Origin of the sequence: Streptomyces sp. NBC_00503, assembly GCF_036346895.1 — a bacterium.
Classification (GTDB): Bacteria; Actinomycetota; Actinomycetes; order Streptomycetales; family Streptomycetaceae; genus Streptomyces.
The window spans coordinates 7430035-7455793 of record NZ_CP107855.1 but is presented as its reverse complement, the minus strand read 5'-3'; the positions used below and the strand labels follow the sequence as shown (position 1 = coordinate 7455793).

24 protein-coding genes are annotated in these 25759 nt (G+C 73.3%); 13 read left to right on the top strand and 11 right to left on the bottom strand.

The features are described 5' to 3' along the window. Positions 1–41: 41 nt before the first annotated feature. Positions 42–1151: an alpha/beta hydrolase gene (locus tag OG490_RS33975; RefSeq protein ID WP_443065907.1), complete on the bottom strand. Its 1110-nt coding sequence runs from the start codon at positions 1149–1151 to the stop codon at positions 42–44. A gap of 119 nt (positions 1152–1270) precedes the next feature. On the opposite strand from OG490_RS33975, the gene OG490_RS33970 reads away from it, so the two are divergent. After that, positions 1271–1891, top strand: coding sequence for an L-threonylcarbamoyladenylate synthase (locus OG490_RS33970; RefSeq protein ID WP_330300113.1), 621 nt, complete (start codon positions 1271–1273; stop codon positions 1889–1891). A gap of 69 nt (positions 1892–1960) precedes the next feature. On the opposite strand, the gene OG490_RS33965 is transcribed toward OG490_RS33970, so the two are convergent. The 4 genes from OG490_RS33965 to OG490_RS33950 all read right to left on the bottom strand — a co-directional run bounded on the left by OG490_RS33965 (position 1961) and on the right by OG490_RS33950 (position 5376). After that, the gene (locus OG490_RS33965; protein WP_330300112.1) at positions 1961–2212 is read right to left on the bottom strand and encodes a hypothetical protein; all 252 of its coding nucleotides are present in this window, start codon (positions 2210–2212) and stop codon (positions 1961–1963) included. Beyond that, a complete protein-coding gene (locus tag OG490_RS33960; RefSeq protein WP_330300111.1) occupies positions 2209–2874 on the bottom strand; it encodes a TetR/AcrR family transcriptional regulator in 666 nt (221 codons plus the stop codon). Before OG490_RS33960 ends, OG490_RS33965 begins: the two co-directional genes overlap by 4 nt. Then, the gene (locus OG490_RS33955; protein ID WP_330300110.1) at positions 2871–4349 is read right to left on the bottom strand and encodes an MFS transporter; all 1479 of its coding nucleotides are present in this window, start codon (positions 4347–4349) and stop codon (positions 2871–2873) included. Before OG490_RS33955 ends, OG490_RS33960 begins: the two co-directional genes overlap by 4 nt. Positions 4350–4491: 142 nt before the next feature. After that, complete coding sequence (locus OG490_RS33950; RefSeq protein WP_330300109.1) at positions 4492–5376, bottom strand: hypothetical protein; 885 nt, start codon at positions 5374–5376, stop codon at positions 4492–4494. A gap of 211 nt (positions 5377–5587) precedes the next feature. Between OG490_RS33950 and OG490_RS33945 the strand changes: the two genes are divergently transcribed. From OG490_RS33945 to OG490_RS33935, 3 genes are read left to right on the top strand one after another with little or no spacing between them, the layout of a single operon-like run. Continuing rightward, positions 5588–6175 carry a hypothetical protein gene (locus tag OG490_RS33945; protein WP_330300108.1) on the top strand — a complete coding sequence of 196 codons (588 nt, stop codon included), beginning with the start codon at positions 5588–5590 and terminating at the stop codon, positions 6173–6175. Continuing rightward, on the top strand, positions 6172–7470 hold the full coding sequence (locus tag OG490_RS33940) for a sensor histidine kinase (RefSeq protein WP_330300107.1): 1299 nt from the start codon (positions 6172–6174) through the stop codon (positions 7468–7470). The genes OG490_RS33945 and OG490_RS33940 overlap by 4 nt, the downstream gene beginning before the upstream one ends. Beyond that, positions 7467–8201, top strand: coding sequence for a response regulator transcription factor (locus OG490_RS33935; protein ID WP_330300106.1), 735 nt, complete (start codon positions 7467–7469; stop codon positions 8199–8201). Before OG490_RS33940 ends, OG490_RS33935 begins: the two co-directional genes overlap by 4 nt. Before the next feature lie 61 nt (positions 8202–8262). Here the strand turns inward: OG490_RS33935 and OG490_RS33930 are convergent, their stop codons facing one another. Next, positions 8263–9405 (bottom strand): AI-2E family transporter, encoded by a 1143-nt coding sequence (locus OG490_RS33930; RefSeq protein WP_330300105.1) that lies wholly within the window; start codon positions 9403–9405, stop codon positions 8263–8265. Between the two features lie 273 nt (positions 9406–9678). On the opposite strand from OG490_RS33930, the gene OG490_RS33925 reads away from it, so the two are divergent. The 7 genes from OG490_RS33925 to OG490_RS33895 all read left to right on the top strand — a co-directional run bounded on the left by OG490_RS33925 (position 9679) and on the right by OG490_RS33895 (position 18156). Then, a complete protein-coding gene (locus OG490_RS33925) occupies positions 9679–10044 on the top strand; it encodes a hypothetical protein (RefSeq protein WP_330300104.1) in 366 nt (121 codons plus the stop codon). A gap of 215 nt (positions 10045–10259) precedes the next feature. After that, positions 10260–14219, top strand: a complete 3960-nt coding sequence (locus tag OG490_RS33920; RefSeq protein WP_330300103.1) for an nSTAND1 domain-containing NTPase — start codon at positions 10260–10262, stop codon at positions 14217–14219. A gap of 89 nt (positions 14220–14308) precedes the next feature. Then, the gene (locus tag OG490_RS33915; RefSeq protein ID WP_330301167.1) at positions 14309–14722 is read left to right on the top strand and encodes a cytidine deaminase family protein; all 414 of its coding nucleotides are present in this window, start codon (positions 14309–14311) and stop codon (positions 14720–14722) included. A 106-nt stretch (positions 14723–14828) separates the two neighbouring features. Then, positions 14829–16109, top strand: a complete 1281-nt coding sequence (locus OG490_RS33910; RefSeq protein WP_330300102.1) for a serine hydrolase domain-containing protein — start codon at positions 14829–14831, stop codon at positions 16107–16109. Between the two features lie 117 nt (positions 16110–16226). After that, positions 16227–17096 (top strand): NPP1 family protein, encoded by an 870-nt coding sequence (locus tag OG490_RS33905; protein ID WP_330300101.1) that lies wholly within the window; start codon positions 16227–16229, stop codon positions 17094–17096. A 182-nt stretch (positions 17097–17278) separates the two neighbouring features. Then, positions 17279–17875 carry an HPP family protein gene (locus OG490_RS33900; RefSeq protein ID WP_330300100.1) on the top strand — a complete coding sequence of 199 codons (597 nt, stop codon included), beginning with the start codon at positions 17279–17281 and terminating at the stop codon, positions 17873–17875. Positions 17876–17970: 95 nt separating this feature from the next. Then, positions 17971–18156: a DUF6381 family protein gene (locus tag OG490_RS33895; protein ID WP_330300099.1), complete on the top strand. Its 186-nt coding sequence runs from the start codon at positions 17971–17973 to the stop codon at positions 18154–18156. A gap of 68 nt (positions 18157–18224) precedes the next feature. Here OG490_RS33895 and OG490_RS33890 read toward each other — a convergent pair whose 3' ends face one another. Together OG490_RS33890 and OG490_RS33885 are read right to left on the bottom strand one after the other, a co-directional pair. Beyond that, positions 18225–18575: a hypothetical protein gene (locus OG490_RS33890; RefSeq protein ID WP_330300098.1), complete on the bottom strand. Its 351-nt coding sequence runs from the start codon at positions 18573–18575 to the stop codon at positions 18225–18227. Positions 18576–18731: 156 nt separating this feature from the next. After that, entirely contained in the window at positions 18732–19925 is a 1194-nt protein-coding gene (locus OG490_RS33885) for a cytochrome P450 family protein (protein WP_330300097.1), read from the bottom strand. A 115-nt stretch (positions 19926–20040) separates the two neighbouring features. Here OG490_RS33885 and OG490_RS33880 point away from each other — a divergent pair, with 115 nt between their 5' ends. Then, on the top strand, positions 20041–20805 hold the full coding sequence (locus tag OG490_RS33880) for a dienelactone hydrolase family protein (RefSeq protein WP_330300096.1): 765 nt from the start codon (positions 20041–20043) through the stop codon (positions 20803–20805). Between the two features lie 110 nt (positions 20806–20915). Here the strand turns inward: OG490_RS33880 and OG490_RS33875 are convergent, their stop codons facing one another. Together OG490_RS33875 and OG490_RS33870 are read right to left on the bottom strand one after the other, a co-directional pair. Continuing rightward, positions 20916–22700: an Ig-like domain-containing protein gene (locus OG490_RS33875; protein WP_330300095.1), complete on the bottom strand. Its 1785-nt coding sequence runs from the start codon at positions 22698–22700 to the stop codon at positions 20916–20918. 8 nt (positions 22701–22708) lie between these two features. Next, on the bottom strand, positions 22709–23788 hold the full coding sequence (locus tag OG490_RS33870; protein ID WP_330300094.1) for a hypothetical protein: 1080 nt from the start codon (positions 23786–23788) through the stop codon (positions 22709–22711). A 251-nt stretch (positions 23789–24039) separates the two neighbouring features. Between OG490_RS33870 and alc the strand changes: the two genes are divergently transcribed. Then, complete coding sequence (gene alc, locus OG490_RS33865) at positions 24040–25179, top strand: allantoicase (protein ID WP_330300093.1); 1140 nt, start codon at positions 24040–24042, stop codon at positions 25177–25179. 112 nt (positions 25180–25291) lie between these two features. Here the strand turns inward: alc and OG490_RS33860 are convergent, their stop codons facing one another. Then, on the bottom strand, positions 25292–25702 hold the full coding sequence (locus OG490_RS33860) for an organic hydroperoxide resistance protein (RefSeq protein ID WP_330300092.1): 411 nt from the start codon (positions 25700–25702) through the stop codon (positions 25292–25294). Between the last annotated feature and the right edge of the window lie 57 nt (positions 25703–25759).

The following is a 25759-nucleotide window of genomic DNA, read 5'->3' as shown; positions in this document are numbered from 1 at the left end:
ACCGGTGACCAGTCACGGGTCACGGGTCACGGGGCTCCCCGCTACTCGGTGGTGAGGCGGGCGCTGAGCCACTCCAGGGACGGCGGGATCTCGCGGTTCCACGTCTTGAAGTTGTGCCCGCCGTGGTCGAGGGTGATCGAGGAGACCCGGGCGGGGTCCTTCACCTTCGCGATGAACTTCTGGGTGGGCCGGTAGTTCGACTCGCCCTGGAGCGAGGTGGTGACGAGGAAGTTCGTCTTGCCCTGGGGCAGGTGGTCCAGGGCCCACAGCAGGTCGGAGCGCTTCTCCTCGGCGGTGTTCCCGTGGAAGAGGTCACCGGACTCCCCGTCGATCTCCGGCGCGTAGTCCGCGGACAGGCCCACGCCGGCCGAGTAGGTCTCCGGGTGCTCCAGCGCGACCTTGAGGGCGCAGTAGCCTCCGGTGGAGTCGCCCATGATGCCCATGCTCCGGGGCGAGGCGCCGATCCGGTAGGCGCCGGTGAGGGCCTTGGGGAGGTCCGTTCCGAAGAAGGTCTCGGTCTGCGGCCCGTCCTTGATGTCGACGCACTGGGTGTTGCGCGGCGGGGCCACGGTGGGCCGCATCAGCACCAGGATCATCGGCTTCGTCTTCTTGTGCTTCGCCAGGCTCCACGCGGTCTTCGGGTACCGCAGACCGTGGATCAGGTTCTCCGCGGTGCCGGGGAAGCCGGTGAGGACCACCGCGGCGGGGAAGACCCGCTTCTCGTTCCCCTTCTGGAAGTACTCGGGCGGCAGGTAGACGTAGGCCGGGGTGGCGATCTTGGACCGCTCCCCCTGGATCATGACCTTCTCGATCTCTCCGCCCAGGAGCTTGTTCGCTCCGCCGGGCACGTCCGGCTTCTGCCGGTCGATCACCTTGACGGCGGAGTTCCCGCCGGCATCCTGGCTGATGGGAGCCGGCTTCTCCAGTCCGGCCAGCTCCGTCCACGAGCCGTAGATCAGGAAGCTCCTGTTCGCCGCGAGGCCGATGACCGACAGGGTGAGCACCTGTACGACGAGGACCAGGCCCATCCGGCCCAGGACCTGGCGCCATCCCTGCCGCGCCAGGCGCGGCCACAGCCATACGACGGCCCCGAACATCAACGCCGTGACGAAGAGGGTCGTGAAGAAGAGCGAATTGCTTGTCAGAGTCACATGGATCCAGATGTCGCCGCGCGCCGTTCCGTTCCCTGGTGGAGCCACCGATGATCACGCCTGCCGGTCGCGCCTGCCGGTCCGGATGCCGGAACCCCTGGATCCCGTAGGCTCGTCGGATGGCTAAGTACTTCGACGTACACCCCGATAACCCCCAGCCCCGGACCATCGGCAGCATTGCCGACAGCATCCGCTCCGGCGGGCTCGTCGCCTATCCGACGGACTCCTGCTACGCGCTGGGCTGCAAGATGGGCAACCGTGAAGGCGTCGACCGGATCCGGTCCATCCGGCAGCTCGACGACCGCCACCACTTCACCCTGGTGTGCGAGAACTTCGCGCAGCTCGGCCAGTTCGTGATCATCGACAACGACGTCTTCCGCGCGATCAAGGCCTCCACCCCCGGCAGCTACACCTTCATCCTGCCGGCCACGAAGGAGGTGCCGCGCCAGCTCCAGCACCCGAAGAAGAAGACGGTCGGCGTCCGCATCCCCGACCACGTGGTGGTCCAGGCCCTGCTGGCCGAGCTCGGCGAGCCGCTGCTGTCCAGCACGCTGCTGCTGCCGGGCGAGAGCGAGCCGATGACTCAGGGCTGGGAGATCAAGGACCGGCTCGATCACGTCGTGGACATGGTGGTCGACTCCGGCGAGTGCGGGACGCTGCCCACCACCGTCATCGACTTCTCCAGCGGCGAGGCCGAGATCGTCCGCCGGGGCGCGGGAGACACCACCCGCTTCGAGTAACGGACGGCGGCGGGTCGCGTCCGCCGGCCCGGGGCTCGCGTCCGGCGCCGCCCGCACCGGCGCGACCGGTCAGTTCTTCGGGTGCAGGACGGGCTTGAGGCCGTAGTCGAGTTCGGAGCCGTCCACGAGGAGCGCTTCGACCGTCCGGGTGACGGGATCGATGTCGGCCACCATCCCCTCCCCGGAGTAACGGGGGTAACCCGAGGCGCCGCTCTGGCCGGTCGGCGCGACCACGGCCGACCGGACGGCGTCGTCGCTGGACCCCTCCACCACGTGCTCGGGCACCAGCAGGATCTCGAAGTTCTGCGATTCGCTGCTCATCCCACGACGCTAACCGGCTCTTCCCGGTCGTGCTGTCCGGCCGCGCCGTCGATGAGCACCTGGAGCCCGGGCGCGTACAGATCCGCCAGCCGCTCCGGCGGCGTACGGGTTCCCGCGCCATCGGGCCGGTGCAGGCTCAGGGTCGCGCCCAGGCCCAGCAACTGGCCCGCGATCAGCTCGGCGCGCAGCTCCCGGTCGCGTCCGGCGAGGGTGCCGGCGAGCCGTGCGGTGACCTGCTCCCGGAAGCGTTCGCGCAGCAGGGTGCGCTCGTCGTCGATGCCGAGGGAGAAGACCACCCGCAGCAGCGGGTCCCCGCGCAGCTCGTCGCGGAGCCGGAGCGTGGTCAGGACCAGGTGGCGGCCCAGCACGTCCGGAGCCGCCGAGAACAGCGCATCGGCGGCCGGCTCGAAGTCGGCGACCGTGTTGAAGAGCCGCTCCTTGCTGCCGAACCGCTTCACGATCAGGGACGGGCTGACCCCGGCGTCGGCGGCGATGGAGCGCAGGGTGACCTCGGCGTACGGGCGCAGGGTGAACGCCCGGCGGGCGGCGCGCACGATGGCTTCGCGGCCGCTCCCGGTGTCGGTCTCGGATTCGGCGCCGGTGTGAGTGCCGGTGTCGGCATCGGTCTCGGTGTCTGCGCCGGGTTCCTCGGCGGTGGTCATGTGCTCTCCCGGGCGGCGGGCGCGGACTGCGTCACCGCGACCGTACCGGGCTTGCCGGGCGCACCGGCGGCACCGGGCGTTCGGGCCGGGGGCAGGCAGAGCGCGGCCGCCAGCGCGGCGAGGGCCGCCCCGGCCGCGATGAGGAAGACCAGCAGGTACGCGTGCAGGGTGGGGGCGCTGCGCCCGCCCGCCAGGAAGGTCATGTGGGCGAGCACGGCCGCGACGACCGCGCTGCAACAGGCCTGGCCCACGGAGCGCATGAGGGTGTTGAGGCCGTTCGCGGCCCCGGTCTCGGTCACCGGCACGGCCCGCATGACGAGCGCGGGCAGCGCCGAGTAGGCCAGGGCCGTGCCGCAGGAGACCACCGTGGCTCCGGCCACGATCAGCCAGAGGGTGTGGCTGGTGAAGAAGCGGACCACGTAGCCCAGTGCCATGACGGCCGCGCCGAGGGCGAGGGCGGACCGGGGGCCGTAGGCGGCGGAGAGGCGCGCCGAGACCGGGGACAGCACGACCATGGCCAGCCCGCCGGGCAGCAGGCACAGGCCGCTGACCACGATGGAGGCGCCGAGCCCGTACCCGGTGTTCGTCGGTTCCTGCACCATCTGGGCCGTGGCCAGGGAGTTCGCGTAGAAGGCGAAGCCGACGAGGAGGGCCGCGACGTTGGTGAGCAGGACGGCGGGCCGGGCCGAGACGCGCAGGTCGACCATCGGGGATCCGGTCCGCAGCTCGTAGCGGCCCCAGAGCACGCCGACGACCAGGGCGGCGGCGAGCAGGGCGAGGGTGGGCGCGGAGGTCCAGCCCCAGTCGGCGCCCTGGGTGATCGCGAGGAGCAGCGCCACGAGGGTGGCGGCCAGGCCGAGGGTGCCGGGTACGTCGAAGCGGCCCTCGGTGCGCAGCGGCGATTCGGGGACGATCCACAGCACGAGGAGGACGTCGAGCAGCCCGAGGGCTGCGGAGGCCCAGAACATGGTGTGCCAGTCGAAGTTCTCGACGACCAGGGCGGCCACGGGCAGGCCTATTGCGGCTCCGATGCCGAGGGTGGAGCTCATCAGGGCGATGGAGGGCAGGACGCGCTCCGCCGGGAGTTCGTCGCGGATGATGCTGATGCCGAGCGGGATGACGGCGAGGGCGGATCCCTGGAGGGCGCGGCCCCCGATCAGCCAGCCGATGTCGGAGGTGACGGCGCACATCACGGAGCCCGCGGTGAGCACCCCGAGCGAGGCGAGGAGCACGCGGCGCTTGCCGTACATGTCGCCGGCCCGGCCGAGTACGGGGGTGAAGACCGCACCGGTGAGCAGGGTGATGGTGACGAGCCAGCCTGCGGCGGCCGGACTGCTGCCGGTGAGGTCCGGTACGTGCGGCAGCAGGGGGACGACCAGGGTCTGCATGACGGCGACGACCGCACCGCAGAAGGCGAGGACGGGGACGATCAGGCGCGGACGGGCGCCGGGGCCGGGTGTCCGGGCGGACTGCATGGTGCTCCCAACGCTGGCCCGATGGGGGGGTGTACGCATGTTCACCCCCCAGGGTAAACGCTTGTGCACCCCTTGTCTGCGGCCGGTCCGGGCCAGCCGCCGCCCGCGCCGGACCGGGCCCGGGCTGGTTCCGGTCACCGCGCTAGGGGAGGCGAGGGCCGTCCGTCTGTCCGGGCTCGTCGCGGGGCGCCGAGGGGTGGCGCAGCAGGCCGTGGGCCCAGCGTTCGTTGAGCCCGGCGAGGAATCCGAGGGCGCCCCAGAAGAACCAGGCCTTGACCAGGGCCTCGTGCCCGGCGGCCGTGAGCGGGCCGGGGCCGCACAGGTCGGCCGGGGAGGCCGGCGGGGTCAGGACGGTGAGGATGCCGCCGCTGACGAGCAGGAAGAGCGAGGTGGCCAGGAACCAGCCCACCACCACCCGGTACCAGCCCTCCTGGCGCAGGATCTGGGCCAACTGGACGGGGTCGGAGACCAGGTTGCCGTGCCCGGCCCGGGTGCGGATCAGCTTCTGGGGGTCGCGCAGCCGGATGATGACGCTGAAGACGGCGCCCATGGCGCCGCCCGCGAAGCACACCAGGGCGTGGACGAGGGCCTGCCGCTCCTGGCAGCCGAAGTCGATGCCGAAGAGTCCGGGCACCCACGCCCCGAGCGCGAAGACCACCGTCAGGATCACCGGGCTGACCACGATCCCGCAGGTCAGGCCGGTGTTGAGGCCGCGCGATGCGGCGGTGGCCGTATCGGCCTCCAGTCGGGCCCCGGCAACGGCGACCGCCGTGTCCAGCCGGGCCACGTCCGCTCCCCGGGCCACCGCGCGCAGGGCGCGGAGCAGGTCCTCGGTGACGGCGGCGCGCGTCCGGCGTTCGAAGGCCCGCTGCGCAGCCGCGTAGAGCCGGTCGAGGCGGAGCATCAGCTCCGGTTCCGCGCACCACAGTTCGCGCAGCCGCTCCGGGTCGATGCCGGGCACTTCTTCCAGTGCCCGTATCTCCTCGTCGGCCGCGCCCAGGAACCATTCGGTTGTCCCCCGCCGCATCCCAGCCCCCTCTTCGCACAGCAGTTGTACCGTGCTTCGCCCCGGGGCGGTACCCGCGCCCGCTGTGCGGGCACCCCCGGGTACTACGCCGGGGTCCCCGGATCACCCCGGGCCTCGCCGCACGGGGTGACGCCGGGCGCCGGGCCCGCTCCTAGCGTGGAGAACCGGAGCGGACCGGGGCAGCCCGCCCGCCATCGACCTGGGAGTCGCGATGAACGGCGTGCTGGAAGTCCTGCTGGCACTGGTGGTGGTCGGCTACGTGATCAAGCGCCAGCTCCGGAGCTCACCGCTGCGGGGAAAGCGGCTGGTGGTGCCGCCGGTGGTCCTGACGGTCGTCGGCGCCTTCAGCCTCGCCAGGAACGGCGTCCACCCTTCCGTGGCCGACCTCGTCCTGCTCTCCGTCGGCGCCCTCGTGTCCCTGGGGCTCGGCATCGGACAGGGCTGGGCGACCGCGCTGGAGGAGCGCGAGGGCGTCCTGTGGGCGCGGATGCCCTCGCGGGGTCTGTGGTGGTGGGCGGCGCTGATCGTCTCGCGGATCGCCGTCGTGGTGATCGCGCACGGCCTGGACGCCCGGCTCGCCGCGTCCACCGCTCCGCTGCTGCTGATGCTCGGCGTCAACCGCCTCGGGCAGGCCCTGGTCATCGCCGCGCGGGCGCTGGCGGGTCCGGTGCCGTTCGCCCCCGAGAAGGACGGTTCCACCTTCCCCGCGCCGGACTCCGCGTTCGGCTCGCTGCTCGGGCGGCAGTCGGCACGTCCGTACGAGCGTGCGCGCGGCGGGAAGCGCGAGTACCGGCGATGACCTCTCCGGACGGCCTGCGCGACCGGGACGGCCGGGGCGGCTCCAGCGGCGGCCCCGGCGGTGTGCCGGCCCGGCAGCCGGGCCCCGCCGCCCGGCCGTATCGTGGCCGTGTGCTGCGTACCGTGCCCTGGCTGATCCGGGCTGCCGCGTTCGCCGTCATCGGTGCCGGGGCCCTCTATCCGGCGTCCGGCGCCGACCGCTCCGCTCATCCGGTGGTGGTCGCCGCCTACGTGCTCTGCGGGGGCTTCCTCGCGCTCTGGGCCCTGCTGGACGTCCGGGGCGCCCGCGGCTGCGCCCTGCTGCCGGTCGCCTTCACCGGAATGGCCGTGGCCGGCGGGTTCGCGAGCCCCTATCCGGGCGGCGGGACCCTCCTGGGCCTGGCCGGCATGGCCGTCATCGCCGCGGGCAGCGAGACCGATCCGCCGGTCGGCCGGGTGGTCACCGCCGCCGGGATCGTCTCGGTCGGGACCGGCGCCCTGCTGAACGGCTCGGGACGCGGAATCCTCCTGGGCTTTCCCCTCCTGCTGCTGACGGGCCTGCTGATGGGCCGCAACCGCCGGGCGCAGCGGGTGCGCGCCGAGCAGAACGTCATCCTGCTCGCCCAGGCCGAGGAGCTGCGGGCCGAGCAGGGGCGTACGGCGGTGCTGGACGAGCGGGCCCGCATCGCCCGCGAGATCCACGACGTACTGGCCCACTCGCTGGGTGCCCTCGGCATCCAGATCCAGACGGCCCGCGCCCTGCTCGCCGGGGGCGACCCCCGCAGGGCCGACGAGATCCTGGCCACCGCCCAGCGGCTGACCACGGAGGGGCTGACCGAGACCCGGCGGGCCGTCCACGCCCTGCGCAGCGATCTCGCGCCGCTGCCCGAGGCGCTGGGCGAGTTGGCCGAGGCCCACCGGCGGCGGCACACGGATCCGGTCACCGTGGCTGTGGAGGGCGGGCCCGTGCAGCTCCCGCCCGAGCAGGTGCTGTGTCTGCTGCGCGCCGCCGGGGAGGCCCTGACCAACGCCGCCAAGCACGCTCCCGGCCGGCCGGTGGGAGTGACCCTGAGCTACGAGGACCACGCCGTGACCCTGACCGTCCGCAACCCCCTCGGCAGTGACCGCGGCGACGGCCGGAGCCCCAGGGAGGCGGCGGCCGGGAAGCCGGGGTTCAGGACCGTCGACGGCGGCTTCGGGCTCACCGGCATGCGCGAGCGGCTCCTGCTCGTCGGCGGCGCCCTGACCGCGGGCGTCCGGAACGGCGAGTGGACCGTCACCGCCGCCATCCCGCGCACCGCCGGGATCCCCCGATGACCGGCCCGACGACGGGTGGTCCCGCCGGGACAGCCGGGACCGGCGCGACCGCGGGCCCCGCGGCCCCGCTGCGCGTCGTGGTCGCGGACGACCAGGCGACCATCCGCGAGGGGCTGGCCATCATGCTGGACCTGCTCGATGACATCCGGGTCGTGGGCACGGCCGCCAACGGCCAGGAGGCCCTGGAACAGGTGGCCGAGCACCTCCCCGACGCGATCCTGCTGGACCTGCACATGCCCGTGATGGACGGCACCGAGGCCACCCGGCGGCTCACGGCCGGCTTCCCCTCCGTGGCGGTGGTGGTGCTGACCACGTACGCGGACGACGATTCCGTCCTGGAGACCCTGCGGGCGGGCGCCCGCGCCTATCTCACCAAGGACGCCGAGCGCGATCACATCGCCCGTACGCTGCACAGCGCGGCCGGCGGCTACACCGTCCTGGACCCGCAGGTCCAGGCAACCCTGCTGGCCGCCGCCGCCCGCCCGCCGGCGCCCGGGCCCGAGGCCGGGCCCGGGGCCGGGCCCGCGAAGGTGCTCCCCGACGGGCTCACCCCGCGGGAGGGCGAGATCCTGACCCTGCTGGCCCGCGGCCGGAGCAACACCGAGATCGCGGCGGACCTGTTCCTGAGCACCAACACGGTCAAGACCCACATCAACCACATCTTCGCCAAGACCGGTTCCCGCGACCGCGTCGCCGCCATCCGCTACGCGCAGCTCCACCTCCTCGGCTGAATCCGGCCGCACGGCCACCCGGTTGAGCCCGTACCTCGCCACGTGCGCCCGGAGTGGTACGTCAGCGGGTGCGGCCGTCGTGCAGGGACTGGCGGACCGACCAGGCGACCGAGACCAGCGGCACCGCCACCACGGCCCCCACGATCCCGGCTGCGATGGCCCCGGCGACCACCGACAGGGCCACCACCATGGGGTGCAGGCGTACCGCCCAGCTCATCACCAGGGGATGCAGCAGGTGCCCCTCGATCTGGCCGATGACGACGATGAGCGCGACCACCAGGGCCGCCACGAGCGGCCCCTTGGTGGCCAGGGCGACGACCGCGGCCACGGCGAGGGCCACCGGGGAGCCGATGAGCGGCACGAACGCGGCGAAGAACTCCAGCAGCGCCAACGGGACCGCCAGCGGCACGCCGAGGACGAACAGCGCGATGCACACGAGAACGGCGTTGGTCGCGGCCACGAGCACGATGCCGCGGGTGTAGCCGGTGAAGGTCCGCCAGGCCGCTGCCCCCGCGCGACCCACCCGGGCCCGGGCCCCCCGCGGCAGCTGTGCGCAGAACCAGGACCACTGCCGGTCGCCCGAGTGGATGAAGAACACGGAGCAGAACAGCCCGAGGGCCGCCACGGTGAACACCGCCACGACGCGCCCCGCCCCGCTCAGCACCGTACTCATCAGGGTCGAGCGGTGGCTGGAGAGGTAGGAGCCGATCCGCGACTGGAAATCGTCCAGCACGTGCGCGTCCAACCGCAGCGGGGGACCCGCCAGCCAGACCTGGATCCGGCCCAGTCCGTCCCTGAACTCCCGCACCAGTGAGGGCCACTCCCCCGCCACCGCCTCCCCGACCAGCGCGAGGCCGCCGAGCACCAGGACCGCACTGACGATCAGCGTGCACGCCACCGCGAGCCCCCTCGGCATCAGCCGGGCCAGCAGGTCGGCCGGGGGGCGCAGCATCGCGGCGGCCACCAGGCCGAGGAAGAGGGCGAGCGCGATCTCGTGGAACCGTCCCAGCATCGCGAAGACCCCGTACGCCGCGGCGCCGACGACCAGCAGCCGCCAGGCGTAGGCGGCCGCCGTGCGCAGGACCGGGGAGACCGGTGCACCGGCCCTGCCCGCCGGACCCACCGGACCCGTCGTACCGGCGCGGCCGTCGGCGCGCGCTGCGGCCGGGCGGCGCGACGGCCGCGTCAGGAGTCGCCTGGTCATGAGCGGCCGCACCTCCGAGGTGTGTTGGTCACCACGGGCTATCACCCCGGCGGTGCCCGCACCGCGCGCCGCGCAGCGCGTTCGCCCGAAGGCCTCACCCCCGCTGGGCCGAAGGGGCAGCGGCCGGTGTTGCCTCCGCATCCGCGACCTCGCTGGTCAGGGGCGGTTTCCCTGGGCGGGCGGCCGACCGGCAACGGGAAACCCGTCGACCCCGGGGTCCGCCGGGGACAGGCTCGAGTCGTCAGCAGGAGCCAAGACCCACAAGGGGACATCATGCGCAAGATGATCCGCGGCGCCGCCGCGTTCGCCACCGCCACGGCCGCCGTCCTCGCCCTCGGTGGCACGGCCGGCGCGCACCCGGCCGATGCCTGGGCCGGCTGCCCGGACGGCGCGGTCTGCATCTACCCGCAGAACCAGAACCCGGCCGTCAAGCCGAGCCAGATCTACTACAGCTACGGGGCGCACAACCTGAGCAACCAGTTCGGCAACCACTGGGTGCTCAACAACCAGACGGGCGGCGCCTCGGCCAGCCTGTGTTACGGCTCCGGCGGCAGCAACTGCGGCAACCCCATCGCCGCGGGCACCGGGGTCTACGCCGACCTCGGACCGATCAATTCCATCACCCTCAACCGGCCGTAGCCGGGCACGCCTCCACCCGTTCGTCGGTTCATTCACCCACTCACCCACTCATTCGTTCGTCCTTCGCAAGGACGTTCCGGAGCCGGCCGCTGGACGGCTCCGGAACACCCCCGTTTCACGCCGCGCCGCACGAATGGCCGGTAGGCCGTCAGACCCCCGCGCTAGCCTGGCCATCCGCTCTCACGACCTGGGCGCACTGTGCCATGGGGGATGCCTTGGGGGATCCGGACCGCGGACGAACCGCCGGCCGACACGACACCTCACACGATCCGGCCGGGGACACCGCGCCGCCCTTTCCCGCCCAGTTGCGGCGGCTACGGGTGGAGCGCGGCCTCTCGCTCGCCGACCTGGCCCGCCGGACGCATTACAGCAAGGGCTATCTGAGCAAGATCGAGACCGGCGTCAAGCCGGTCACCGCCGATGTCGCGCGCAGCTGCGACCGGGTCCTGGAGGCGGGGGGCGAACTCCTGCGGCTGGTACCGGAGACCGAGGGGGCCGAGCCCCCGGCCGGGGCGCGCACCGGCTCCGCCGCGCGCGAGGCTCCCCCGTCGCCTTCCGGACCCGCGCCCGGACCACCGTCCGACGGCGCGTGCCCGTACCGCGGCCCGGACGCCTTCACCCCGCAGGACGAGCGGTGGTTCTTCGGCCGGGAGCGCGCCACGGCCGCCCTCGTCGAACGGGCCCACGAACGCCTCGGCCACGGGCCGCTGCTGCTCCTCGCCGGGTCGGGCGTCGGCAAGTCCTCCCTGCTCGGCGCCGGTCTGGTCCCGGCCCTCGGGCGGGGTGCCTTCCCGGTGGCGGGCGCCGACGGCTGGCCCGTCGTCCGGTTCACCCCCACCGCACACCCCTTGCGCGAGCTGCTCGACGCCACCGCCGAAGCGGTGGGCGGGGATACGGGCATCACCCCGGAGATGCTGCGCGCCCGGCCGGAGCTGCTGCTGGAAGCCGTGCACCGGCTGTCGGACGGGGCCGGGGCCGTGCCGGAGCCCGGCGGTCTGCGGCCGGGGGCCGCGGCGCGCCATCTGCCGACCGTGCGCCCGGTGCTGCTCGTCGACCAGTTCGAGGAGCTCTTCACCCTCTGCGCCGACGAGGCCGAACACCACACCTTCGTCAGGGTGCTCTGCGCGGTGGCCGGGGCCCGGCCCGCGGTGACCGGGTACGACCCCGCCGTCGTGGTGCTCGCGGTGCGGGCCGACTTCTCCGCGAGCGCTCTGGAACTGCCCGAGCTGGCGGCCGCCTTCACCGACGGGCTGTTCGTGCTGCCCCCGATGTCCGTGGCGGAGCTGCGGGAGTCGATCACGCGCCCGGCGGAGCTCGCCGGACTCACCCTGGAACCCGGGCTGGTGCCGCTGCTCCTGCGGGACGCGGGCGTGCGCGAGGGCGCTGGGCCGCCCGCCGGTCCGGGCGCGGGACCGGGTCCGGGGCCGGGCCCCGATGCGTACGCCAGGCCCGGCGATACGCCCTCCGGAGCCCTGCCCCTGATGTCCCACGCACTGATGGCCACCTGGCAGCGGCGCGAGGGCTCCACGCTGACCGTCGCCGGATACGAGTACGCGGGCGGCGTCCAGGGAGTCGTCGCGCAGCGCGCCGAGCAGGTCTTCGCCGGCCTGTATCCGGCCGAGCAGCGGACGGTCCGAAGGCTCCTGGTGCGGCTGGTCCACATCGCCGACGGGGCGGGACCCACTCGGCGCCGCGTCAGCCGGGCCGCGCTGCTGGAGCAGGACGCGGCCGGCCGGACGGCGGCCGCCCTCGACGCCTTCGTCCGGGCCCAGCTGATCACCACGGACAGCGACACCGTCGAGATCACCCACGAGGCCCTGTTGCACGCCTGGCCGCGGCTGCGCGGCTGGATCCACGCCGACCGGGCCGCGCTCCTCGCCCACCAGCAGCTGGCCCAGGCGGCCGACGAGTGGGTGCGCGAGGGCCGCGACCCGTCCGTCCTCTACCGGGGCTCCCGCCTCGCCACCGCCCGCGCCTGGGCCGAAGAGCTCGACGGCAGCGGCCCGCTGGCCCCCCGGGAGGCCGAGTTCCTCCGGGCCGGCCGGGCCGCGGAGGACGGCCGGCTGCGCCGGGCCAGGCTCCAGGTCCGGCTGCAGCAGCGGATGCTGGCCACCCTGGTCGTCCTGCTCCTGCTGGCGCTGACCGCGGGCGGTGTGGCGTACCAGCAGCGTGCGGGGGCGCTCGCCCAGGAACGTACCGCCCGCTCGCAGGCGCTCGCCGCACGGTCCCTCTCGCTGGCCGCCGGACAGCCCGAGGCCTCGATGCGGCTGGCCGCCGAGGCGTACCGCGCCGAGGCCACGCCCGAGGCCCGCGGCGCCCTGCTCAGCACCCAGGCCCAGCCCTTCCTGGCCCGGCTCGGCGGGCACGGCGGCCCGGTCAACGCGGTGGCCTTCGCCCCGGACGGCGCCCTGCTGGCCACGGGCGGCTCCGACGGGAAGGTCCTGCTGCGCCGGGTGGCCGACCGGCGGACCATCGCGGTGTTCACGGCGCCCGGCCGGGTGCGTGCGGTCGCCTTCAGCCCCGACGGGCGGACTCTGGCGGCCGGTTCCACCGACGGCCCGGTCCGGCTCTGGGCCACCGGCGGGGCCGGCCCGGCGGCCGTGCTGCCCCCGAGCACCACGGGCGCCAGGGCGGTGGCCTTCGCCCCCGACGGCCGGACCCTCGCGGTGGCGGCCGGGGACGGAACCATCCAGCTGCGGGATCCGGCCGGGGAGCACCGCGAGCTCGCCACCCTGACCGGGCACACCGGAAGGGTCCACGCTCTGGCCTACGCTCCGGACGGCCGGACCCTGGCCTCGGCCGGCGCCGACCGGACCGTACGCCTGTGGGACACGGCGCGGGCGCTCCCGCTCGCCGTGCTGGAAGGGCACACCGGTGAGGTGCTGGGCGTGGCCTTCGCCCCGGACGGGCGGACGGTCGCCTCCAGCGGCGCCGACCGCACCGTACGGGTGTGGGACGCGGCCACCGGCGAGCCGGTCTCCACGCTGGCCGGGCACAGCGACGACGTCAACTCCGTGGCCTACACCCCGGACGGCACCACCGTGGTCAGCGGGGGCGGCGACGGCACGACCCGGCTGTGGGACCTGCGCAGCGGCCGGGCGGCCGCGACCCTCGCCGGGCACACCGACTACGTGCTCGCGGTCGCCGTGGACCCCGCCGGCGGGCTGCTGGCCACTGCCGCGTTCGACCAGTCCGTGGTGGTGTGGGACCTGCGCGGGCCGGTGCTGACGGCGCGTCCCTTCACCGAGGTCTGGCACGCCGCGTACAGCCCCGACGGGAAGCAGCTGGCCACCGCCGACGCCGACCACACGGTGCTGTTGTGGGACGTGGCCGCACGCCGGGTCCTGAAGACGTTCACGGGACACACCGAGACCGTGTTCTCGGTGGCGTTCTCGCCGGACGGCCGGACCCTGGCCTCGGCGGGCACCGACGGCACCGTACGCCTGTGGGACACCTCCACCCGCAGCGCCGTCGCCACCCTCACCGGGCACGACGGGACGGTCTTCTCGGTGGCGTTCTCGCCGGACGGCCGGACCCTGGCCTCGGCCGGCGCCGACGGCACCGTACGCCTGTGGGACCCCGCCGCCCACAGCGCGCTGGCCACCCTCACCGGGCACACGGACTTCGCCAACGACGTGGCGTTCAGCCCCGACGGGCGGACGCTGGCCAGCGCCGGGGACGATCTGACGGTACGGCTGTGGGACCTGACCGGGCACCGCCCGCCGGCCGTGCTCACCGGGCACGCGGGAGCGGTACGGGCCGTCGCGTTCAGCCCGGACGGCCGGACGCTGGCCAGCAGCGGCAACGACGGCACGGTCCGGCTCTGGGACGCGCGGGAGCACCGCGAGACCGCCGTCCTGACCGGGCACACCGGCTCCGCGCGGGGCATCGCCTACTCCCCCGACGGACGGACCCTGGCGAGCAGCGGCAACGACCGCACGGTACGCCTGTGGGACGTGCCCGGACACCGGCTCCGAGCCGCCCTCTCGGGCCACACCAACGCCGTATGGGGCGTCGCCTACTCCCCCGACGGCCACACGGTGGCGAGCAGCAGCAACGACGGCACCGTCCGCCTGTGGAACCCGGAGCCCGCGGCCCGCCTGGCCGAGATCTGCCGCATGCACCTGTCCCCCGCCGCCCCGGACCGCTCCCCGGAGGCCTGCGGGGGCGGTTGACGCCACATCAGGAGCGCACCGCCGATATTGGCTTGCGCACCGCCCCCACCTGGGCGAACGTCGCCTGACACCTCAGGAAGGCAGAGATGATGACCACCCAGACCCACCCCGTCGACCACGAACTCGTCCGGGCCGCGGCCGAGATCGCGCGCACTCGCTGCCGGGGCGACAACCACACCATGGCGGCCGCGGCCCGCACCCGGGACGGCCGGATCGTCACGGCGGTCAACGCCTACCACTTCACCGGCGGCCCCTGCGCCGAGCTGGTCCTCATCGGCACGGCGGCCACTCAGGGCGCCTACGAGCTGGACACGATCGTCGCCGTGGGCGACCGCGACCGGGGAGTCGTCCCCCCGTGCGGCCGGTGCCGCCAGGTCCTCCTCGACTACTTCCCCGACCTTGAGGTCATCGTCGGCGCGGGCGACCTCCTGCGCACCGTCCGCATCACCGACTTGCTGCCGGAGAGCTACGTCTGGGCCGACCACCAGCTCGACGACGAGTAGGGCAGATTGGCTCGAATGCGCCCCTACCCACCGATGATCGTTTGTAGGCTCTGAAACGGCCCTACCCGGCCCATCCCCACCCTTAACCACCAAGTCGAGGACCAACGTGCGCCTTTCGTCCCACCAGCGACGTCTTGCCGTCAGTGCCACCCTGCTCGCCGTGATCGCCGGTGGTGTACTGCCGGCCACCGCCGCGCAGGCCGCCACCGCGGCGCCCGTCCCCACGACCGGGCAGCCGGCACCCGGGCCGGTCGCGCCCGATCTGGAAGCGCTGACGCAGGCGTTGCGCAGTACGACGGCGGCCGGAGCGCCCGGAGCGATGGCCCGCTTCACCGGCCCGGACGGGGTGCAGACCAGGGTGGAGGGGGTCAGCGACCGGAGCACGGGCGCGGCCATGGACCCCAAGGCCCGCTTCCGGATCGGCAGCGTCACCAAGACGTTCTCCGCCGTGGTCCTGCTCCAGCTGGTGGACGAGGGCAGGATCGAGCTGGACAAGCCGGTCAACAGCTACCTGCCGGGCGTACTGCCCGACGACCGGATCACGGTCCGCCACCTGCTGAGCCACCGCAGCGGCCTGGCGGACTACACGAACGCGATGTTCGAGCACACCGTTCCCGGCTTCGAGGCCGTCCGGAACAAGGTGTTCACGTACCAGGAGCTCGTCGGCCTCTCGCTCGCCGAACCGCGGACCACCGAGCCCGGTGCGGCGTACAAGTACTCGAACACGAACTTCGTCGTCGTGGGCATGCTGATCGAGAAGCTGACCGGCAAGCCCGTGGCCAAGGAGTACGAGCGCCGCATCATCAAGCCGCTGAAGCTGCGCGACACCTCCTACGTCCACCCCGGCACGGCCATCAAGGGCCTGCACGTCACCGGTTACCTCCACCCGGACGAGGAGGGCGCGCCGCTGGTCGACTCGACCGAGCAGACCGTGTCCTGGGCGCAGTCCGCGGGCGCGATGATCTCCAACGCGGCCGATCTCAGCACCTTCACGTCCGCCCTGGTCCGCGGCAAGCTGCTGCGGCCGGGCACGCTGGACGCCATGCTCACCATGAGCCCGACCGACACCACCAACACCCGGTTCTACGGGCTGGGCCTGCGCCGCTACGACCTCTCGTGCGGCACGCAGGTCTACGGCCACACGGGCACGGTGCAGGGCTTCTACACGTACACCTTCACCACCCGCGACGGCAGCCGCGGCCTCTCCGCGATGGCGAACACCTCCAACCGGGGCCAGGCCAACACCGCCCTGGGCGGGACCCTGGAGGCGGCCTTCTGCGGCAAGCGGCCCGCCGGTCCGGCCGCCGTCTCCGGTGCGACCGGAACCACCTCGGTACGCGGCTTCGCATCCGCCCCGGCCGAAGCGGACCTCCCTGAGCGCCGCTGACGGCGATTCCCGGCCACGGCAGGCTTCCGCCCCCCTGGTGTGGGGGGCGGAAGCCCGGAAAGCTGAACTCCGCATTCCCGTACGGGCGTTGCCCGAACGACCGATGAGGAGGACGCGATGACGACGCCGAAAGCCATGGCGAGCACGACGGCAAGGGAAGCCGGGCCGGCCGCGAAGCGGTCCGGACGGGGTCGGGGGGCCTGGAGCGCCCGTACCGGCCGCCCGGCCCGGCGGACCCGCAGAACCCTGCTCGCGGCCACGGCGGGGGCCGCCGCCCTCGTCCTCGCCCTCCCCACCGCCGCCTACGCGGCTCCGCCCCGGGCCCTGCCCGGCAACGCGGACGGGCTGGAGCAGACCTTCCAGCCGGCCTTCGACTACGACCGGGACGGCTGCTACTCCAGCCCCGCCATCGGCCCGGACGGCACGATCGCCCCCGGCCTCAAGCTGGGAGGGGACGTCAACGGGAACTGCCGCGACCTCTCCGACCTGGACAACACCAACGGGTACTCGCGCGAGAAGTGCAACAACGGCTGGTGCGCGATCATGTACGCGCTCTACTTCGAGAAGGACCAGGTCTCGCTCGGCCCGGGGAGCGCAGGGCACCGGCACGACTGGGAGCACGTCGTGGTGTGGGTGCAGAACAACCAGGTCGCCTACGTCTCGACCTCCGCCCACGGCAATTTCGTGGTCCACGACCGCTCGCAGATGCGTTTCGACGGCACCCACGCGAAGGTCGTCTACCACAAGGACGGAATCGGCACGCACTGCTTCCGCGCCGCGAACTCCAACGACGAGCCGCCCGAGAACCACAAGGGGACCTGGCAGTTCCCGACGCTGGTCGGCTGGAACGGCTACCCCGCGGGGCTGCGCGACAAGCTGAGCCAGGCCGATTTCGGCAGCGCCCTGCTCGGGATCAAGGACGGGCAGTTCAACGCCCACCTCGCCAAGGCCAAACCGGCCGGCATCCCCTTCGACCCGAACGCGTGACCGTGGGGTCGAGTGGCTGTGTGGCCGCGCGGCCGTGCAGCGGCCTGACCGCCGAGGGACCCGTATCCGGCGCGCGGCAGGGCGCCGGATAGGCTCGCCGCGGAACGCGTCGCCGCCCCGACCGCTTCCGCCCCCGCCCTGCCCGGCCGATGGCCGCCCTGCCCGGAAGCCACCTGCCGAGAATGAGTACCGCGCTCCACTCCCCGTCCACCCCCGATGCCGCGCCCGAGACCGCACCCGGGGCCCCCGTAGGCGGCCCCGCTCCGGGCCCGGCACCGTCCCGCCGCCGGGCGATCGCCGGCCGGGCACCCGCCCGGCCGTCGGCCGCCGCCGCGATCCACAGCATCAGCGCCGCGACCACGGTCCTGCTGTCGCTGGTGGCCATCGGAGCCATGCTCCACGAGCCGATCCTGATACCCCCCTTGGCCGCCAGCGCCGCCCTGATCCACAGCGCCCCCACGCTGCCGCTGGCACAGCCGCGCGGGGTCGTCATCGGTCACATGCTGGGAGCCGCCGTGGGCTACGGGGTCCTCGCCGCGGCCGGGAGCAGCGCCTGGGCCGCCGCGGTGGCCGCCGGTGTCACCCTGGCCCTGTTGATGGCCGCGCGCACCCCGCACTCCCCCGCCGTCGCCACGGCCGTGGTGGTCGTGCTCCAGAGCCCGGCGGCGACCCGGTTCGTCCCGCTGCTCTTCGGTTCGACCGTGCTGCTCGTCCTCACCGGGTACGCGGCCTCGCGCGTGCGCCGCGGGGCTCCGAGGTATCCCGCGTACTGGTGGTAGCCGGACGTCACCGCGCGTGACGGTTCGAGATGCGCTCCGGGCCCGTGGCTGGTTCGCTGAATTCCGCTGTCCCCCCACGGCACGCAGGAGTGATCATGAGTGCAGGCGAGTCCCACGGCCGGTCCCGGCAGCTGCGCGACAAGGCCCAGGAGCTGAACGAAGCGGCCGCGCGGTCGAGCGACCCGGACGAGAGCCGACGGCTGCGCGACAAGGCCCGCCGCCTCCAGGAGCAGAGCGAGCAGGAACGCGTCATCGACGACCCGGGCATGGACCTGCGCTAGACGACCAGGCCGTAACCACCGCACCCCCGTCGACCGGTCAACCGGTCGACGGGGGGCATCGGCATCCCCTACTGGGCGGGCGCCGCGGCCGGGGCCTCGTCGAGCTCCCAGGCGTGGCGCTTGAACTCGCGGACGAAGTCCGCGTGGTCCTCCCACTGGCGGGCGATGCCGCGCAGCACGTCCCAGTGGTGCTCCACCGACTGGTCGATGACCCGGCGGACGGCGGGCTCGGCCGCGTCCCGCTGCTCGATGAGCCCCTTGGCCACCGAGGCCTCCAGCGCGGCGTTGCGCAGCGCGCGCAGGGCGCGGGAGGTGTCGTCCATGCCGAAACCGTTCTCGCTGCCCGTCTCCTCGGCGAAGAGCGGGGTGAGCCGCGCCTCGATGAACGCGGTGATCCGCTCGAAGTGACGTACGTCCATCGGTGGCTCCATCTCGGGTCGTTCTCGGCTTGCGGTGCGGGCCCGGCCCGCACCACCGATCATTATCCCGGAGCCGGAACCCCCCTCCCGATCCGGGGCCCCGGCAAGATCCGCGGACCCGGCAGGATCCGGAAGAGACGGCCCGGTGCCGCGGCGCTACCAGCGGAGCGGGAGGCGGCTCACTCCGCGCATCAGGCTGCCTGGCAGCCAGGCGGGGGGTCCGGCCGCCGGGTCTTCCGTCAGGGTGGGGAAGCGCTCCAGCAGGGAGCGGATCGCGATGCGGCCCTCCATGCGGGCCAGCGGGGCGCCGATGCAGAAGTGGAGTCCGTGTCCGAAGGCCAGATGGCCCTGGAGGGCCCGGCGGATGTCGAAGGCGTCGGGCTCGGCGAAGCGTGCGGGGTCGCGGTCGGCTCCGCCCAGGGAGACGAGCACGGTGGCTCCCCGCGGTATGGCCGTGCCGCCGATCTCCAGGGCCTCGCGGGCGTAGCGGTAGGTGGTGTGCTGCACGGGGCCGTCGTAGCGGAGCATCTCCTCGACCGCCCCGTCGAGGAGTCCGTCCAAGTCGGCGCGGAGCGCGGCCATTTGGGCGGGGTGGGCGAGCAGGGCCCGGATGCCGTTGGATATCAGGTTCACGGTGGTCTCGTGGCCCGCGACCAGCAACAGGAAGGCCATGCCGATCACTTCGTCGTGCGAGAGGGAGTCGCCTCCCTCGTCCCGGGTCCGGATCAGTGCGCTGAGGAGGTCCTCGCCGGGCTCCTTGGCCTTGGCGTCGATGAGCTCCTTGAGGTAGCCGCTGAGCTGCTGGTGCGCGGTGTTGTTCGGAGTGCCGGGGGCGGGGGCCACGACCGCGTTGGACCAAGCGCGGAAGCGGTCGCGGTCCAGGTCGGGGACGCCGAGCAGCTCGCAGATCACGGTCATGGGCAGCGGGAAGGCCAGGCTCTCGATCAGGTCGGCGGCGCGTTCGGGCCGGGCGGCCATGGCGTCGAGCAGTCCGTCGGTGATCTGCTGGACGCGGGCGCGCATGCCCTCCATCCGGCGGCCGGTGAACTCCCGTGCGACCAGTCGGCGCAGCCGGGTGTGGTGCGGCGGGTCGGACTCCAGCATGTTGGAGTTGACCGCGGCGACGAGCGCGTCGGGGAAGTTCCCCGAGCTCCTCCAGTCCTTCGACAGGGCGGGATGGTTGAGGGCCTGGCGCGCTTCCTCGTGGCCGACGACGAGCCAGCTCGGCTCGAACTCGTCGGCGGATACGATGACCTGGTGGACCGGGCCCGCCTCGCGGAGCCTCGCGTAGTAGGAGTACGGGTCGGCGTTGAAGTCCTCGGCACTGGCGCTGATGTCCACTACTGGCATCGGACCACAGTAAAGCGGCAGTTGACGCACGGAGGGGGCGATTTCCGGACACTCTGGTATGACTCGTCGATCACGGTATTCTGCCGCCCTTGCCATACGAAAGAGGGGGACGGCCATGACCACCGCTCACGAGGTTCGCCGGACAACCGTCGACATCACCACGGAGGACGGCACCGCCGATGCCTACCTGGTCCAGCCGGAGGGGGAAGGCCCCTATCCGGGGGTCCTGATCTACATGAACGCCCTCGGGGTGCGTCCGCACATCAAGTCGGTGGCGGACCGGATCGCCGCAGCGGGGTACGTCGTCCTGCTGCCCAACCTCTTCCACCGCCACGGGCGCACACCGGTGTTCGAGCTGCCCGAGTTCGTCGACTTCGAGCGCCAGCCCGAGCTGTTCGACCGGGTCGGCCCGGTCCTCGATTCCCTGACCGCCGAACTCGCGATGCGCGACGCACCGGCCTATCTGGACTGGCTCGCCGGCTTCCCGGTGGTCGCCGCCGGGCCGGCCGCGGTCGTGGGGTACTGCCTGGGTGCCCGGCTGGGGCTGCTCACGGCGGGCACGTACCCCGAGCGGGTGGCGGCGCTGGCCGGGTTCCACGGGGGGTTCCTGGCCCCCGACACGCAGGACAGTCCACACCTGCTCGCGCACCGGATCACGGCCGAGCTGTACTTCGGCCATGCCGATCAGGACCCGTCGCTGCCCGCGGAGCAGATCGACCGGCTGGAGAAGGCCCTGTCCGAGGCCGGGGTCCGCCACCGCGCACAGGTGTACGAGGGTGCGCCGCACGGGTTCACCCTGGCCGATACCGTCTACTACGACGCCGCCGCGGACGAGCGGCACTGGGCGGAGCTGTTCGCGCTGCTGGACCGTACGTTCTGACCGTTCGCGCACGGGGCGGGGAAGCGGTGTCGGCCGCTTCCCCGCCCCACGGCCTACGGGCCCGTGCCGCTACGGGGCTTCGCCCGTCGGCCCGTCACTCCGTCAAGCCGTCACAGGCACTGGCCGGACCGGGGTCCGAGGACCGTGACGTCGCCGACGTGCGGCGCCGGTGCGTTGGCCTCGCAGCCCAGCGGGCCGGTGACCCGGTCGGCCGAGAACTCCACGCCGCCGGTGTTGCCCACCAGGGAGACCGGTCCCGTGATGGTGTTGCCCGCGCAGTCGGAGAACTGCGAGCCGGGGCCCGCGCCGATCAGCACGGAGCCGCTGGTGGTCCGGACGCTGAGCGGGCCGGTCACCTTCGATCCGCAGACGGAGACGGCGAGCGCCCCGTCGGCGGACACCGGGCCGGTGATCTGCCCGTCGGACACGGCCAGCGCGCCGCCGGGCCGGACGGTGACCGGGCCGCTCTGGCTGCCGCCGGAGCCGATGCAGAGCGACTGTCCGGAAGCGACCGTCAGCGGGCCGTGGGAGGCGGTCGTGATGCAGGGCCGGCTGAATCCGACGGTGATCCCGGCCGGTTGGCCCGTGGTGCTCGCCGTGTGGTCGGCGTCCGGGGTGTACGAGGCGCTGATCGGGTGGAGGCCGGGACGCAGGGCGCTCGTGGTGAAGACGGCCTTACCGGCTTCGAGGGGAACGGTCGCGAGCGGGGTGGTCCCGTCCGAGAACGTGACGCTGCCGCCCGGGGTGGCTGCGAGGGGGTTCGCCGAATCCACGGTGGCCGTCAGGGCGACGGAGTGCCCGAACAGCGGGGTGGAGGTGTCGGCGACGAGCGAGGTGGAGGTGGCGAAGCGGAACGAGACGACCGCCTTGCCGTTGCCGTGCTGGACGCCGGAGAAGAGGCCGGCTTCGGAGACTCCTGCCTCCGCCGCGGCCGCGTAGCCGCTGCCGCCGCCACCGCCCGCGGCGTAGAACTCGCCGGGGTTGCCGCCGCCGGAGCCGCCGCCACCGCCGTGCCAGCCGCCGCCACCGCCTCCGCCGCCGTTGCCGCCGCGGCCTCCGTTGCCGCCCGTGCCGCCGCTGCCCGGGTTGGGCAGGCCGGTGTTCTGGTCGATGTCGCTCGCGTCGCCGCCCTTGGCCCCGACCGGGTTGGTGCGGACGCCGATGCCCGCCTGGGTCCGGCTGCCACCGGTGCCGCCGATGCCGGAGCCCTCGGGGCCGCCGCCGTCACCGCCGTTGTCTCCGGCGGGCCCGCCGCCGTTGCCGCCGTGCAGCAGGGGGCCGCCGTTGCCGGCGCCTCCCCCGCCTCCGGCCACCAGGATCCGGTCCGTGGAGCCGAAGGCGCCGGTGCGCAGGTCGGTGGCGCCGCCGCCGGAGCCGCCGCCACCGTGGGCGCCGCCGCCGCCGGAGCCGTGGCCGAAGCCGCCGACCCGGGCGTACTCGCCGTGCCGGGAGGTGCCGGAGCTGCCGACGCCGCCCCGGGTGATCTGGATGCTCTGGCCGGGGGTGACGGCCAGGACCGCGTGGGTCCGGCCGCCGAGGCCGCCGGGTGAGCCGTCGTTCGGCGGGCTCGGGGCGACGAAGCCGGCCGCGCTGCCGCCTTCGGCCCCGTACAGGTCGACGGTGAGGGCGCTGACGCCCGCGGGGACGGTGAAGACGTCCGTGCCCGCGGTGGCGTACGTACAGGTGGGCGGGGAGCTGGTGAAGGCTCCGCCCGGGCCGCAGGGTCCGGCGGCGTCCGCCGGGTCGGCCGCCGCGGCGAGGGGGACCAGCAGGGCGGCGAGGAGGCCGGCCGCGCCGAGGGCCACCGCCGTGCGGGAGACGGCGTACGGGCTGCGGCCGGGTCTGAGTCGGGTCATGTTCCTGGTCATCTTCTTGGTGCTCTCGGAGTTCGTCATGGGGCTTCTCAGATCCCGTCGTTGGCGCACAGCGCCCAGGCTTCGGAATAGGTGCTCGGGGAGCTGCCGCCGCCGGTGTGCGTGGAAGCCGTCCAGTACGCGGCGGTGGTGGTCCCGTCGCCGACCGGGGTGCCGCCCGAGTTGCTGGGGAAACTGCCGTTGAGGTGGTCGCCGGGCGAGCCCGGTCCGGTGAAGTCCGTGGTCGTCACGGAGCCGCCACTGATGGCCGCGCCGCCGCTGATCAGCTTTCCGTCGTTGCCGCCGCAGGCAGCCGTCACGGTCGCGCCCGCGGTCGCCGAGGTCGGGCCGCTGACCTCGTTGAAGCGGACCTTGACGGTGGTGCCGCTGATGTCGATGTTGTTGCCGCTGCAGATCGCGTAGGCGTACGTCACGTTGTCGGTGCCGCCGCCCCCGCCGTTCCAGCCGACCGCGGTCCAGGAGTCGGGGTTCGTCTCGCCGTCAGCGGCCGCCTTCTGGCCGTAGTCGTGCCCGGCGTTGTTGAAGGTGGGGAAGGAGGCGATCGGCTTGAGGCTGCCGACGTCGGCCGGGGTGATGCGGGCTCCGCCGCCGATGAGGCGGGTGTTGGCCGGGCAGGTGGCGGTGACCAGACCCACCGTGGAGGCCGAGATGGGGCCGGCGACCTTGTTCATCACCACCTGGGTGTGGTTGATCAGGTTGCTGGTGAAGCACATCGCGTAGGGGGTGCTGGAGAACGAGGCGTTCACCGCTCCGCCGCTGCCTCCGATGCCCAGCCAGTGCGTCACGTCGGTGCCGACGACGCCGGTCGAGCCGAGGTACTCGGTGCTGCCGTCGGGGCTGGGCGAAGTCCCGTTGACCTTATTGCCGTTCGAGGACGTCCCGGTGCCGATGGCCTGGTTGATGCCACCGCCGGATATGAGGCCGGAGGAGCAGTCGGCGTGGGTGGAGATCTCGGCGAAGGTACCCGCGGGGCCGGAGGTGGCACCCGGGGTCTTCACCGTCACGCTCACGGTGTTCGCGTACGCCGTGGCCGGCACCAAAAGGGCCAGCAGGGCGCCGACGACCAGCGACTTTCCTGCGACGGCGCGCCGCAGAACTGCCTTTGCCATGAATTCTTCTCCCTCATCCAGAGTCGCGCATGCGGACTGTAACAGTCCTTTTGCTACTCATCTACTGGGTGAACCAGCTGTCTCACCTAGCAGATGCCGCATGCGATCTGGCGGGATCGTCGACCTGCATCTTTCAGCACAACTGAAAGGAATGATCGAAAACAATCGATGGACCTGAGCGATCAAGATGGGCGAGAGTCGAGTCATTCCCCCCAACTCCCTTCCCCTACAAGGAAAGAAGGCCCTTCCACATGCACGTCGAGACCACCGACTTCGCCGCCGCCCCCTACGTCTCCGGCGACCCCTACGCCGACTACCGGGGCGCCACCTTCCCCTTCTCCCACCTCACCGACCTCGCGGACCGCCGCCTCGGAGCGGGGGTCGTCGCCGCAAACGACGAGTTCTTCGGCGAGCGGGAGAACCTCCTGCTGCGCACTCCGGCCGTCTTCGACGTCCACGCCTACGACAACAAGGGCAAGACCATGGACGGTTGGGAGACCCGGCGGCGGCGCGGGGCCTGCGCCGACGAGCCCTTTCCGGCGGACCACGACCACGACTGGGCACTGATCCGGCTCGGCGCCCCCGGAGTCGTCCGCGGGATCGTCGTGGACACCGCGCACTTCCGCGGCAACTACCCGCAGCAGGTCAGCGTCCAGGCCGCCGCCTTCGAGGGGACCCCCTCGGCCGCCGAGCTGCTCGCCCGGGAGGAGGACTGGGTGGAGATCGTGCCCCGCACCCCCGTACGCGGCCACGCCGCCAACGGCATCACCGTCGACTCCGAACGCCGCTGGACGCACCTGCGGGTCAACCAGCATCCCGACGGGGGCATCGCACGCCTGCGGGTCCACGGCGAGGTGCTGCCCGATCCGGCGTGGCTGGCGCTGCTCGGCACGGTGGACGTGGCGTGCGTCGTCAACGGCGGGGTCGTCGAGGACGCTTCGGACGGGTTCTACTCCTCCCCCGGCAACACGATCATGCCCGGCCTGTCGCAGAAGCAGGACGACGGGTGGGAGACCCGGCGGCGGCGCGACAAGGGGAACGACTGGATCGCCTACCGGCTCGCGGGGCAGTGCGAGATCCGCGCGGTCGAGGTGGACACCGCCAACCTCAAGGGGAACGCGGCCGGTTGGGTTTCCCTGTCCGTCAAGGACGTCACGGACGGCGGGGAGGGCGCGGACGGCGAATGGCGCGAGGTGCTCCCGCGCACGCGCCTGGAGCCCGACAGCCCGCACCGGCTGCCGCTCGCCGCGCCGGTCCTCGCCACCCATGCCCGGCTCGACGTGTACCCCGACGGCGGGCTGGCCCGGCTGCGCCTGCACGGCGGCCTGACGAACGCCGGAGCGGCCGCCCTCACCGCCCGCGCCGCGCGTGCCACGGGCACGGCGGGATGACGGTGGGGGCGGCCGCTCCGGCGGTGCACCCGGGGCCGGGCCGCGGGACCCGATCGGTCCGCGCGGCCTGCCCGGCCTGTTCGACCGGGTCGACCCGGTCGATCTACTCGATCTACTCGACGACGAGCTCGACCTCGATGTTGCCGCGGGTGGCGCGGGAGTACGGGCAGACCTCGTGGGCCTGCTTGACCAGCAGGGTGCCGGTCTCGCCCGTCAGGGCGTCGGGGAGCTCCACGCGCAGCACGACCGCCAGCCCGAAGCCCGCCCCGTCCTTGCCGATGGAGACCTCCGCCGTCACCGAGACCTCACTGGTGTCCACCTTGGCCTGCCGGCCGACCAGCCCGAGGGCGCTGGCGAAGCAGGCGGCGTAGCCGGCTGCGAAGAGCTGCTCGGGGTTGGTTCCCTGGCCGTTCCCGCCGAGGGCCGGGGGCATGGCCAGCGCGAGGTCGATCTGGCCGTCGGAGCTGACGGCGCGGCCTTCGCGTCCGTTGGCGGTGGCGACGGCGGTGTAGATCGCGTCCATCTCGGGTGTTCCTCTCACGGGGCGGAGGCGGGGCCGTCGGTCGTCGACCTCGCCCCA